8 protein-coding genes and 1 tRNA gene are annotated in these 13,045 nt (G+C 39.7%); 4 read left to right on the top strand and 5 right to left on the bottom strand.

The window, feature by feature from the left end:
* The first annotated feature begins 15 nt into the window (after positions 1-15).
* A complete protein-coding gene (locus tag ACK2M2_RS14725) occupies positions 16-1,200 on the top strand; it encodes a porin (protein WP_419349607.1) in 1,185 nt (394 codons plus the stop codon).
* An 83-nt stretch (positions 1,201-1,283) separates the two neighbouring features.
* Here the strand turns inward: ACK2M2_RS14725 and dmpG are convergent, their stop codons facing one another.
* The 5 genes from dmpG to ACK2M2_RS14700 all read right to left on the bottom strand — a co-directional run bounded on the left by dmpG (position 1,284) and on the right by ACK2M2_RS14700 (position 6,428).
* Entirely contained in the window at positions 1,284-2,303 is a 1,020-nt protein-coding gene (gene dmpG / locus ACK2M2_RS14720) for a 4-hydroxy-2-oxovalerate aldolase (RefSeq protein ID WP_419349605.1), read from the bottom strand.
* 11 nt (positions 2,304-2,314) lie between these two features.
* Positions 2,315-3,217, bottom strand: coding sequence for an acetaldehyde dehydrogenase (acetylating) (locus ACK2M2_RS14715; protein WP_419349603.1), 903 nt, complete (start codon positions 3,215-3,217; stop codon positions 2,315-2,317).
* Between the two features lie 112 nt (positions 3,218-3,329).
* Positions 3,330-4,139 carry a 2-keto-4-pentenoate hydratase gene (gene mhpD, locus ACK2M2_RS14710; protein ID WP_419349601.1) on the bottom strand — a complete coding sequence of 270 codons (810 nt, stop codon included), beginning with the start codon at positions 4,137-4,139 and terminating at the stop codon, positions 3,330-3,332.
* A 532-nt stretch (positions 4,140-4,671) separates the two neighbouring features.
* Positions 4,672-5,340, bottom strand: coding sequence for an HAD-IA family hydrolase (locus tag ACK2M2_RS14705; RefSeq protein WP_409512781.1), 669 nt, complete (start codon positions 5,338-5,340; stop codon positions 4,672-4,674).
* A gap of 125 nt (positions 5,341-5,465) precedes the next feature.
* The gene (locus tag ACK2M2_RS14700; RefSeq protein ID WP_409512780.1) at positions 5,466-6,428 is read right to left on the bottom strand and encodes an RluA family pseudouridine synthase; all 963 of its coding nucleotides are present in this window, start codon (positions 6,426-6,428) and stop codon (positions 5,466-5,468) included.
* A gap of 803 nt (positions 6,429-7,231) precedes the next feature.
* Here ACK2M2_RS14700 and ACK2M2_RS14695 point away from each other — a divergent pair.
* From ACK2M2_RS14695 to ACK2M2_RS14685, 3 genes are all read left to right on the top strand, one after another.
* Positions 7,232-10,729 carry an Rne/Rng family ribonuclease gene (locus ACK2M2_RS14695; protein ID WP_419349599.1) on the top strand — a complete coding sequence of 1,166 codons (3,498 nt, stop codon included), beginning with the start codon at positions 7,232-7,234 and terminating at the stop codon, positions 10,727-10,729.
* Between the two features lie 215 nt (positions 10,730-10,944).
* Positions 10,945-12,786, top strand: coding sequence for a long-chain-acyl-CoA synthetase (locus tag ACK2M2_RS14690; protein ID WP_419349597.1), 1,842 nt, complete (start codon positions 10,945-10,947; stop codon positions 12,784-12,786).
* A 186-nt stretch (positions 12,787-12,972) separates the two neighbouring features.
* A tRNA-Lys gene (locus ACK2M2_RS14685) sits at positions 12,973-13,045 on the top strand.

Genomic DNA, 13,045 nt, shown 5'->3' with positions numbered 1-13,045 from the left:
CAGGGACTTATTAAGATGAATAAAATTTTTACCCTTCTTGCGCTTTCTACACTCATCGGTACAGGTTCTGCACACGCAGGAACGATCAATATAGGTGACTCAAAAACGGATATCGGTAGTCTAAATATTGGCGGTGCTGTTCGTGGTGCTTATGTTTACAAAGATTTTGCTGATGATATGAGCGAAGGTTCGACCAATGGACAATTCAAATTCCTCGATATTAAACTGATGCTAAATTATGAAAATCCCAATTGGCTTGCCTCTTTCGAAGCTCGTTGCTACCAATATGATCGTTTATGTGATGCAGTCTTTATCCGTGATGCTTGGTTAGGCTATAAACTCAATGAACATAGCCGTATTTCAGCAGGTCAACAAGATGTTGAGTTCGGTTTTGGTCGATACTGGGGTAACACCAACTATGGCTCACTGTTCTCCTCAATGGGTTTTGAAGGCGTAGAAAACGTCGGTATTAAATATAACTTAAATCAAAATGACTACGCATTTACACTTGGTTTTTATCCTAAAGATAGTGGCAATTTTAAAGGTGTAAGTAAAGACTCAAGCCGCTATGGCGTGAGTTATGTCGAAGCTGATGATATTGAAAACGGGACACATATTGAAGAAGAAAATATCTGGGCAACACGCTTTGCTAAAACATTTAAAATTGATGCAGAAAAGAACTTTAAAACTGAAGTTGGTGCATCATATTTACACTCTGACCTAGACAATCGAATCAGTGGTGAAACGGGCAAACGAGACTCTTGGAATGCTTTTGCCACAACGGATTATCAAAACTGGCAGTGGTTGATTATCGCAGGACAGCAAAAAGTAGACAATGCAGATGCATTGCGTCCAAATGATTCGACATTAGGTGCTCGCGATTTTTCTTATCAAGTTGCCAATGATGGCAACTTTATGTTGAACGAAATCAATTACTCGATCAAACAACCTTTTGAAAATGTTCCTGAAATTAAACCTTATCTATCTTATGGAAAATACTATAAAGATCAGCAAGGATATCTTGATTCAGAACGAATCAATGCTGGGGTGTATTTCTTCTATAAAGACATTGGTGTTCAAGCAGAATATATCATTAGTAAAAATGACCCTGCTGTTGGTGGCAGTAGCACTTCACTCGCTCAAGGTGATAATCAAGACACCAATAAAATGTTTGCCTTTTCAATTGGGTACTTTTTCTAAAACCTGATTTTTAATATTCTATTTGTCTAATCCATAAAAATAAGTACAGGATAAATTTCCTGTACTTATTTCGTTAATCCGACTTAAGCATGCGCTTCTTTGGCTTTAGACATAGTCAATGCTAAATCTTCAATCATATCTTCCTGACCACCAACCGTACCACGACGCCCTAACTCCATCAAAATATCACGTGCAGATACACCATATTTTGCTTCAGCGCGTTTTGCAAACAATAAGAAAGATGAATAAACACCCGCATAGCCTAACGTTGCTGCATCTCGGTCTGCACGAATTGGATTGTGCATCATTGGAATAACAAGGTCTTCTGCAATGTCTTGTACTTTAAACAAGTCGATGCCAGTTTCCATTTTCATACGGTTAGCAACAGCGACAAACAATTCAAGCGGTGTATTGCCTGCGCCTGCGCCAAGACCAGCAGATGCCAAGTCAATACGTATTGCACCTGCATTTACAGCTGCAACAGAATTTGCCACACCCATACCTAAATTATGATGACCATGGAAACCAATTTCTATATTTGAATCTAAACTTTGACGTAAAGTATCAATACGATCTGTGACATCATTTGGCAACATATAACCAGCAGAATCGGTTACATAAATACAGTTTGCTCCATAAGATACCATCTTTTTCGCTTCTTCTAGAAGATGCTCAGGAGATGCCATATGCGCCATCATCAAAAAGCCTACAGTATCCATACCCAACTTACGAGCAGCAGTAATATGCTGCTCTGAACAATCTGCTTCTGTTGAATGTGTAGCCACACGAATGGTAGAAACACCAATTTCATGCGCCATATGCAAATGATCAACCGTACCAATTCCAGGAAGTAACAATGCAGTGACTTTGGCATTTTTCATCAACGGCACAACAGCAGATAAATACTCTTCGTCTGTTGCAGCAGCAAAACCGTAATTTACTGAATTTCCACCAAGACCATCACCATGTGTCACTTCAATCAGTGGGACTCCAGCATCATCAAGTGCAGTTGAAATGGCAATCATTTGCTCAATAGAGGTTTGATGACGCTGCGGATGCATACCGTCACGTAGTGTCATATCATTAATAATAATTTTAGACATGGTATTCATCCTTAAGCTTCAGTGGTTTGATTCGCAATGAGACGTTCAGCAAACATTTCAGCAGTACGTGCAGCAGCTGCCGTCATAATGTCCAAGTTCCCAGCATATTTAGGTAAATAATCACCCAAACCTTCAACTTCTAAGAAGATTGAAACACGGTTACCATCAAATACAGGACCATTTACAAGTTTATAACCTGGAACATATTTTTGAACGTCCTTAATCATGGCATGCACAGATTCCGTAATTGCAGCCTGATCAGGCTCACCTTCAACTAAACAATGTACGGTGTCACGCATCATGAGTGGGGGCTCAGCAGGGTTAATGATAATGATCGCTTTACCTGCCTTCGCACCGCCAACCTGCTCAATTGCACCCGCCGTGGTACGAGTAAATTCATCAATATTTTTACGTGTCCCTGGTCCAACAGATTTTGTCGATACAGTGGCAATAATTTCGCCATAGTTCACAGACTGAACACGTGAAATAGCAGCAACCATTGGAATTGTTGCTTGACCACCACATGTCACCATATTCACATTCGGTACTTCGCCTGCTTCAAGCAAGGCTTCAAGATTGACTGGAGGTACACAAAATGGACCGATTGCAGCAGGTGTTAAGTCGATCATCAACACGCCAAGTTCATTTAACTTACGACTGTTTTCAGCATGCACATAGGCAGATGTTGCATCAAAAGCAATTTTGATTTCATCTTCTAGAACGTGAGGAAGTAACCCATCAACACCATCACTTGTGGTTTTAATACCCATTTTTTCAGCACGAGCCAAACCTTCCGATGTTGGATCAATACCCACCATCCATACTGGCTCCAACCATTCACTGCGTTGTAATTTATAAAGTAAATCTGTACCGATATTACCTGGACCAATCAAGGCACATTTAATTTTTTTCATGAACGATATCTCTTCAAAATAGCGTGATCAGACAGCACTCAAAAACTCTTACTTTTCTTTTTAATTGAAAATGTAGTCAGTTTTAATGAATTCATACTGTCGATGTAAAATCTTATTCCGCAGCGAATGCCGCAGTTACTGAACCAAAACCTTCAATTTCAACAAGGAATTCATCACCGGCATTGGCAACAACCATTGGCCCAAGCGCACCTGTTAAAATGATGTCACCTGCAAGTAATGGACGACCACGGCGTACCATCTCATCGGCAAGCCATACAGCAGCATTGAGTGGATTCGATAAACATGCTTTACCGATACCTTGAGAAACCACTTCCCCACGACAAGTCATAGTCATTTTGCAATTTACAAGGTCAAGATCTTCAAGTTTCACAGGACGTGAACCCAAAACATAAGCTGCAGAAGATGCGTTATCTGCAACGGTATCAATCAATGAAATTTTCCAATTTTCGATACGGCTATCGACTACTTCTACAGCAGGCAATGCATATTCAGTTGCACTGATAATATCTGCGTAAGTGTGTTTTTCTTGAGTTAAATCTTTATTGATAACCAAAGCAATTTCAGCTTCAACTTTTGGCTGAATCAGTAATCCTGTCGGAATCGCTTCGCCATCGCCATACGACATGTCAGCAAATAACATACCAAAATCAGGAGAGTCCACACCCAATTGCTTTTGTACCGCAACTGACGTTAAACCAATTTTACGACCCACTAAACGACGACCTTCAGCTAACGCACGTTGTGTATTTACTTCTTGCACAGCATAAGCAACATCCACATCTGCACTTTCACGACCCAATTGTGGGCGCACAGGTGCAATCGCATTTTTTGACAATTCAGCTTCTCTTAAAGCCAAAGCAACCACTTCAACACTTGTTTCAACAACAGCAGAATTCGACATCATGTTTCCTTAAACTGCAAAATGGGTCAGTCACGTTTTAGAGGGCTGAATTTCTACATATAACATGTGAAATTTGACGTAAATATGGTGCAGATCATCTATGCAGTTTACCCACATCTAACCACTTCATATTTTAAAACGTGTACTTTTATAAACAGTTTAAGCATCGAGAAATTGCTGTTTTTGTGCCAATACTTATTTTATTTATGACAATAGTTAGAACCTATAAATCTTGTCTACCGTTTAGACTGAAACAAACATGCTTTAAAAATCAATAACAAAAGTAATTTAAGTATTCAATATTCATTATTTATCCTTTTTGAAAAAAATAGCATCTACGACTAAATGCTAATAAGGTGAATTTTAAAACATCCTCAATCTGTAAAAACTCACATAGCATTTGATTGATGACGAATATAAATAACACCGAAAAATATGCAAAAAAAAGCCGTATTTAAAAGTTAAAACTTTCCAATACGGCACTGATTCATTCAAAATATATTTTATTTTAAATACACATAAAATCGGAAACTTAGATTGCCTCTTTCATGCGTATTTGTGCATTTAAAAATTGATGTAAAGTAGCGACATCAGCTACAACGGCTAATGGATGAAATGACTGTAAAACTGCGGGCGTATGCACGCCATAATTCACACCCACACGAGGCATCGCAATATTCTGAGCCATTTCTAAATCATAAGAAGTATCACCAACCATAATCGCATGTTCAGCTTTTACACCTGTAAATTGTAAAATTTCAGCTAACATCAGCGGATCAGGTTTTGACTTGGTTTCACTTGCAGCACGAGTAATTTCAAATAAATCCTGACTTTGTGTTTGCGTTAAAACACGATCAAGACCACGGCGGCTTTTACCGGTTGCGACTGCCAATTTTACATTTTGACTTTTTAAGTCCTGCAACATTTCAGCCACACCATCAAACCAACGATCATCTGTAGAATTTACAACATAATGATCGCCATAACATTTTAGAATATCAGCATGTAGCTCAGGCACTTGAGGAAATAAAACTTGCGCCACCTCAGGTAAACCTAAACCTATGATACTTTTAGCATCTGCTTCTGTCAGTGGTTGATCAAACTGTTTTGCAGCAAACATTAAGCTCGCCACAATTTGTCCAACTGAGTCAAATAGTGTTCCATCCCAGTCAAAAATAATCAGTTCCACAGGTTTTTGCATGATGACTCCAATATTTGATTCAACTGATAATCTTCTCTTTGATCTAAGAGCATTTCCCTCTTTTAAAAAAAGAGGGATTAAGAGAGATTTAAAATAATAATGACACAGTGACTCATTTAAATTTTTCATTCATCCAAATTTGTCGGTGTTTCTTTGTCTTTTTTCTGCGCACGGAGCTGAGCAATTAAACTTTGCATATCTTCAGGCATCGGTGCTTCAATCACAGGATAACCTGGAATTTCTAAACGCATTGCATGTAGACATAAACGGCGTGCTTTTGGTCCACGATATTCTGTTTCATGACCATATTTATCATCACCAATAAGTGGATGACCAATGCTCAAGCCATGTACACGAATTTGATGGGTACGACCTGAAAGTGGTGATGCATACACAAGTGTTGCATGCATAAAACGTTCTTGTACATTCCACTGTGTTTTCGACTCTTTACCTTCTGTCGATACACGTACACGGCGTTCGCCATTTGATAATTCATAACGATGCAATGGTTGATCAATCAATTGACGATCTAAACTTACCTGACCTTTAGTAATCGCTGCATAGGTTTTTTTAATTTTATGTTCACGTAAAAAATCTTGTAGCGTTTTCAAAGTACTGCGCTTTTTAGAAATCATGACCAAACCAGATGTATCACGGTCAATACGATGAATCAGCTCTAAATACTTTTTACCTGTTGCCGCACGTAAGCCTTCAATTAGACCATACGCCACGCCACTACCGCCATGTACGGCAATACCTGAAGGTTTATTGACAACTAATAAACCTTCATCTTCATACACGACACGAGTAAGCAAACTTTGTGCAACTTTATCAGATACAGGTGCAGCATCTTCTTTCTGTTCAAAGAAAATTGGTGCAACACGAATTTGATCGCCAATTGCAAGTTTGCTTTCAGCTTTAACACGTTTCTTATTGACCCGTACTTGTCCTTCACGAATTAAGCGATAAATGCGGCTTTTTGGCACACCCTTAAGGCGAGAAAATAAGAAATTATCAATCCGTTGACCTTCTTGATACTCGTCAACTTCAAACCAAGTTACATTTTGCCATTCTTGCGTAGAATTCATACAGTTAGGAGATCCAATAAAAAACGAAATTTTGATTAAAAACTGATCATTTAGACTATACTTTTCATACAAAATAAGCCTCTAGCCCATAGGCAGATGATTCAAGGTTTGCTATAGTCAGCGCACGGATACCACCGTAAGTGAAATTTAGTGTGATCTTTTTCAAAAAATGAGAATGTCACACACAGTATAAAATTCACGACAGATACGGAAAGGTCCCAAAAGAATATGCCGACGCCGAAGGCTTTATTATATCGGCAAAAAGACAAACTGTTGCGTTTAATTGTATTTAAAGTACAAAAATCAGTTTGTTTAAAAATATATGTCGCCAAACTGGTCATAGTCCAGCGATTGGTTTTAAACATAAACTGAAACACATCAGACAAGTTGCTTTCTTTAGAGTGTTATTCAGGACATAAGTGATTGAGGCATTGGAACTGCACATTTTGTAAAGATACGATGATAATTCCGTATCAAGACGCTCTCCAAATAGAGACGCTCTTCGAGCAATGTGACAGTGGAAAGACGACTACATTCAGTCATCCAATGCACCACTTCAAGTACCAGTGAAAAACTCAAAACTTTAATTGTGCAAAGATTAAAGAAGTAACGCAGCATCAAGCAAGATAGATCGGTATCAAAACCAACTTAAGTATCTAAAAATACAACAAGTTGGTTGTAACCTTAAATCATCAAGGATGTTTCTATGATTTAAGTGTTGATCCACCCAAATTGTAGATGTTCGCTTCACTTAAAATAGCGATTTGTCGGTGTGAATCACTACACTATTAGGTGTTACACCCATGAAACGTATGCTGATCAATGCAACACATGCCGAAGAAGTTCGCGTTGCACTCGTTACTGGTCACCGTCTATATGATTTCGATTTAGAAAATCGTACGCGTGAACAAAAGAAAGCCAATATTTACAAAGGTCATGTGACTCGCGTTGAACCCTCGCTTGAAGCTGTATTCGTAGAATATGGCGCAGGTCGTCAGGGCTTCCTATCGATGCGTGAAATTGCCAATACTTACTACAAAGCCGATCCTCGCCAAACAAGCAACATTCGTGAACTCATCACGGAAGGTACAGAGCTGTTGGTTCAAGTTGAAAAAGAAGAACGTGGTAATAAAGGCGCTGCACTTTCAACTTATATTTCACTTGCTGGTCGTTATTTGGTTCTTATGCCAAACAACCCGAAAGGTGGCGGTATTAGTCGTCAAATTTCAGGTTCTGTACGTGAAGAATTGAAAAATATGCTTGCATCGCTCAATACACCTCGTGGTATGAGCGTGATTGTACGTACTGCAGGTATTGGTCGCAGCCAAGAAGAATTGCAATTAGATTTGCAACACTTACTTGATCTGTGGGCACAAATTCAAAATACTGCAACATCAGGTCCATCGCCAATGTTGGTTCATCAAGAAGCGGGCGTGGTAACACGTGCAATTCGTGATTATTTACGTGATGATGTTGCTGAAATCCTAATTGATAATGAACAAGCATTTGGTGAAGCGTATAACTTCGTTAAAGCAGTTATGCCAAATCAGTTAGACAAGTTAAAAACATATACATTAAACGAACCATTGTTTGCACATTTCGGTATTGAAAGCCAAATTCAGACAGCCTACGAGCGTGAAGTTAAACTTCCTGCTGGTGGTTCGATTGTGATTGATCAAACTGAAGCATTGGTTTCAATTGATATTAACTCTGCAAAATCAACTCGTGGTCATGATGTTGAAGAAACAGCATTAAACACGAACCTTGAAGCAGCAGAAGAAATTGCGCGTCAATTACGTTTACGTGATATTGGCGGTCTTGTGGTGATCGACTTTATTGATATGACCAAAGAGCGCAACCAACGTATGGTTGAAGCCAAACTTCGTGAAGCAACACAAAGTGACCGCGCTCGTATCCAATTCGGACAATTGTCTCGTTTTGGCTTAATGGAAATGAGTCGTCAACGCCTGCGCCCTTCTCTTGAAGAGGCAACGGGTTATGTATGCCCTCGTTGTCATGGCACGGGTATGGTTCGTGACTTACGTTCTTTATCTTTATCCATTATGCGTAAGGTTGAAGAGATTGCATTACGTGAACGTCACGGTGAAGTTCAAATTCAAGTCCCTGTTGAAATTGCTGCATTCTTATTGAATGAAAAGCGTCACAGCCTTGTTTATTTAGAACAAACTTCGGGTGTACGTGTCACTGTATTGCCACATCCACATTTAGAAACGCCACATTACGAAATTTCATATAATCCTGAAGGCTTTGCACCAACAAGCTATGAGCGTACTGAAGCAACACGCTTAAGCGAAAAAGAGTTGGGTTATGAGTCATCTGAGTGGCACTTAGAAGAAGAGCATGTTCATACAGCAGCTCCTGTTCAAAGTAATAACAATAAATCACAAAGAAAACCGACTGCACAGCAACCCGTTCAACAACAAAATGCTCAGCAATCACAACAACGTGTTCAACAACAGCGCCCTCAACAGCGTCAGCAAAATGTTCAAGCACAAGCAGAAGTTGCATCATCAAGCCCATGTGCTTGGTTAGAAAATTTGTTTGTACAAAAACAAGCGCGCACTGTAGATCAGTCACGTACGGCAAACAATGCAGCAGCAGCAATTGAGCAAATGATCAATGGCGGTGCTGTGAGCCGTGGTCAGTTTGGTCAGGTCAATACCAACACAACCGTCAATACACCTGTTGCAACTCCTGCTGTTGTAGAAACTGCTCCTGTTGCTGAAACCAATGCTTATTTGTCTCCTGCTCGTGCACAAGACAATCAGCAACATCACTACACTGAAAAATCTTATGAAAAATCAGTAGAACGTGATGACAAACCTCAGCGTAACAACAAAAAACGCAACAATCCAAATCACAAACAAAAAGAAGTTCGTGAGCAAGCACCTGAACAACATCATCAGGTGATTGAGGAAGTTGTACAAACACCTCGTCAGGAACAGCGTCACGAGCAACGCCAAGAACCACGTGAACAACAAAAGCGTCCAAACCCAAAATCACGTCATGAGCGTCAGCAACAAGATCGTGAACAACAGTTTGATGCTCCTGTTGAACAACAATCTGTTCCGCGCCGTGACCGTAACAATCAACAACGTCCAAACCGACCAAACCGTCACCGTGACCCAAATGTCTTCAATGAAGATCAGCAAAGTCAAAGTAATGCCCCTGTTGCACAAGCAGTAGAAAAAATTGCACCACAACAAGCGCAGGTAAAAGTCGACCTTGTTGATGCACCACGTCATGACAACATGAAAACTGCAATGGTCGTTAATGTTGATAATGAACGTAGTGAAATTGTTGCATTAGCACCGCAGCACGTTAAAGTGGCAGCGCAAGTCCAAGCTCAACCTATCGTAACTGCTGAAGTTGTTGCAACCGTTGCTGAAGTTATCGTTGAAGCAGAAGTACCACGTACACCTGCAACAACTAAACAAGAGAAATCACGTTCTACAGACATTCGTGCGAGCAATGATCCACGTCAACGTCGTCGTCAGCAACGTGAAGTCGCAAAAACTAAAGCTGCTGCACCAAAGTTAAACCCTTCACAAGTTCCAACTTTAGGTCAATACACGATTGGTAGCTTAATCCGCCATGTTTATGGTAACGATTGTGCCGTTCTGATTGAACAGTTTGGTTTAATTCCAACATTTAACCGTGCTTTGCTGAAATTCACAGAAGAGTTTGCAGCAAACTTAACTGCTGAAACTGTTGAAGTCGAAGTAGAGAAAAAGCCTGTTACTCGTGATGCTGTTGTGACTCAAGTCAAAGTTGAAGCAGAACCTGCACCTATGCTTGATCTAACACCGCCAAAAGCTGTGTCTGATACACGTGTAGCAAATGATCCTCGTGAACGTCGTCGTTTAGCAAAACAAGCAGCTGAGCAAGCACACGAACAAGCAAAGCATGCTCACATTGAAGAAGTAGCTCAACCAAGCGTTGAAGTAACCGAAACAGTAGTTGAAGATATTGTTATTGCTGATGATCCTGTAACAGAAACTGCCCAAGCTGAAACTGTTCAAGCAGAAGAATCTACCGTTGAAGCAATTATAGATGCTGCTCCTACTGAAGAAGAAACTGTTACGATTGATTCAGCCGTTACACCGACTGAATCAACTGGAATTGCTCTAACTGAATCGGTTACTAAGCAAGCCGTCAGTACAGATGAAGCACAAACAGACACATCTAGCGAAACAACAGATAAGGTGGATGATGAAAAACCTGTTCGCCCACGTCGCCCACGTGGTCGTCCACCAAAGAAAACACCAGTCGCGGAGTGATTGATCTTTAGATCAATTGCACAAATGCGATAAAATAAAAAAAACCAGTCATTCCGATGACTGGTTTTTTTTGTTATTTTAAGGATATTTTTAACCTTTTTATTAAATTAGGTTGATTGCACTAGTTTTTAACCTATAAAAAGACAGGTGTATAAAAGCGCAAATATTTTGCTTCAAATCGGCATGATTGGATTACGAAAAATAACAGGATTTCTATGAGCCAGACACCACAAAATGACTTAATCAGCATCTCTGATGTTGTTTCACATCTACCAAAATTTCTCCACAAAGTACCTCATTTACTTACAGGTTTGTCACAAGCTTATATTCGCACTGCAAAAACGCCTACAGGTTTAGGATTGGCATTTGAACGTGCAGTTAAACGTAATCCTTACGGTGATGCATTACTCTTTGAAGAGCAGCGCTATAGCTACCAAGACTTAAATGGTTGGGCAAACCAAATTGCACACTATTACCTATCTATTGGGTTAAATAAAGGTGATGTTGTCACTGTCATTATTGAAAACCGTGCCGAACTTATTGCAACGGTCATTGCTCTTGCTAAAATTGGGGTAACTTCTGCGCTTGTGAATACATCACAAATAGGCAAAGTTTTGTCACATAGCATCAACCTTGTTAATCCTGTGGCCCTTATTATCGGTGATGAATGCCGTGAAGCTGTTGATGAAATTCGTCAAGATTTAAACATTCCTCCTAATCGTTTTTATTGGTTTGCAGATCAACCCACACAACAAGACAAAGGTACAGCACCTAACGGCTTCCAAAATCTTGCTGAAATTGTTGATCAATTTCCAAAATTTAATGTACCGACAACACATAAAGTCCAAGGTTCAGATGGTTTATTCTACATTTACACATCAGGTACAACAGGCTTACCAAAAGCCGTAATCTTTACCAACAGTCGTTGGACACTCGCTTACGGCACGTATGGTCACATTCTCAACTTAAAAGAAGATGATGTAATGTACTGCACTCTACCGCTTTATCATGCTACAGGTATGGTGGTGTGTTGGTGTGGTGTGATTGCAGGGAGTTCAGCACTTGCAATTCGCCGTAAGTACTCCACTTCACAGTTTTGGCCCGATGTTAAAAAATATAATGCTTCTGCAATTGGTTATGTCGGTGAGCTATGCCGTTATCTGATGGATGCACCTATTTCAGAACTTGATCATTCACATCGTGTAACCAAAATGATTGGTAATGGTATGCGTCCAAACATTTGGAGCAAATTTAAAGAGCGTTTTGGTGTAGAAGAAATTTTAGAACTTTATGCATCAAGTGAAGGTAATGTCGGTTTTAGTAATATCTTTAACTTTGACAATACCGTGGGCTTTTCTCCAACACCGTATGCCATTATTCAATTCGATAAAGAAAAAAATGAAGCCATTCATGATGCAAAAGGCTTTTGTAAAAAAGTCAGCAAAGGTGAAGTCGGTTTATTGATTGGTAAAATTACCAGTCGCTCTCCTTTCGATGGTTACACCGATCCTGAAAAAAACAAATCTGTAATTATGAAAGATGTCTTTAAAAAAGGAGATTCGTACTTTATTACGGGTGACTTAGTCCGTGATATTGGTTTCCGTCATGCACAATTTGTCGATCGATTAGGCGATACTTTCCGTTGGAAAGGTGAGAATGTTTCAACTACAGAAGTCGAAAATATTGTCAGTGAATATCCTAAAATTGCAGAAGCAGTCGTTTATGGTGTCGAAATTCCTGAAACCAATGGTCGTGCAGGCATGGCAGCCATTACCCTACTTGATGGCATGACACTCTGCGAGCAAGATTTAACTGACATGGTTCAAGTGTTCAAAAAAAATCTTCCTGCTTATGCTGTCCCTGTGTTTTTACGTATACAACAAACCGTTGAAACCACTGGCACATTCAAATATCAAAAAAACAAGCTGAAAGATCAAGGCTATGATTTAAATCAAACTTCGGACCAACTACTTGTGCTATTGCCCTCAGCCACAGCATATACCGACTTGACTACTGAAATCCAAGCCAATATTGCATCTTACAAGTATCGTTTCTAACCCAATAGCGCTTATTTTTTGAGTGAAAAAACAAAAGTTGTTGTATTTATAAGCAAACACCAACAACTTTTGAATTTTTTACTTGCGCTCAATGGAGATCTTGCTACAATACGCTCCATCAAATGCAGTGGTGCTAGAACAAAATTCTTGCACTAAACATTAAGATTTCATCTAAATGTTTGCTCAGGGTCGTTAGCTCAGCTGGTAGAGCAGCGGACTTTTAATCCGTTGGTCCCGCGTTCGAATCGCGGACGACCCA

Source organism: Acinetobacter sp. TY1, assembly GCF_048551395.1.
In the GTDB taxonomy this organism is placed as follows: Bacteria; Pseudomonadota; Gammaproteobacteria; order Pseudomonadales; family Moraxellaceae; genus Acinetobacter.
The sequence above is the reverse complement of the archived record's forward strand: the minus strand, read 5'-3'. Positions and strand labels throughout refer to the sequence as shown.

What these genes read in the sequence shown, in the direction of transcription:
- ACK2M2_RS14725 (WP_419349607.1), top strand. Translation starts at nt 16, where the DNA reads ATGAATAAAATTTTTACCCTTCTTGCGCTTTCTACACTCATCGGTACA.
- dmpG (WP_419349605.1), bottom strand. Translation starts at nt 2,303, where the DNA reads ATGTCTAAAATTATTATTAATGATATGACACTACGTGACGGTATGCAT.
- ACK2M2_RS14715 (WP_419349603.1), bottom strand. Translation starts at nt 3,217, where the DNA reads ATGAAAAAAATTAAATGTGCCTTGATTGGTCCAGGTAATATCGGTACA.
- mhpD (WP_419349601.1), bottom strand. Translation starts at nt 4,139, where the DNA reads ATGTCGAATTCTGCTGTTGTTGAAACAAGTGTTGAAGTGGTTGCTTTG.
- ACK2M2_RS14705 (WP_409512781.1), bottom strand. Translation starts at nt 5,340, where the DNA reads ATGCAAAAACCTGTGGAACTGATTATTTTTGACTGGGATGGAACACTA.
- ACK2M2_RS14700 (WP_409512780.1), bottom strand. Translation starts at nt 6,428, where the DNA reads ATGAATTCTACGCAAGAATGGCAAAATGTAACTTGGTTTGAAGTTGAC.
- ACK2M2_RS14695 (WP_419349599.1), top strand. Translation starts at nt 7,232, where the DNA reads ATGAAACGTATGCTGATCAATGCAACACATGCCGAAGAAGTTCGCGTT.
- ACK2M2_RS14690 (WP_419349597.1), top strand. Translation starts at nt 10,945, where the DNA reads ATGAGCCAGACACCACAAAATGACTTAATCAGCATCTCTGATGTTGTT.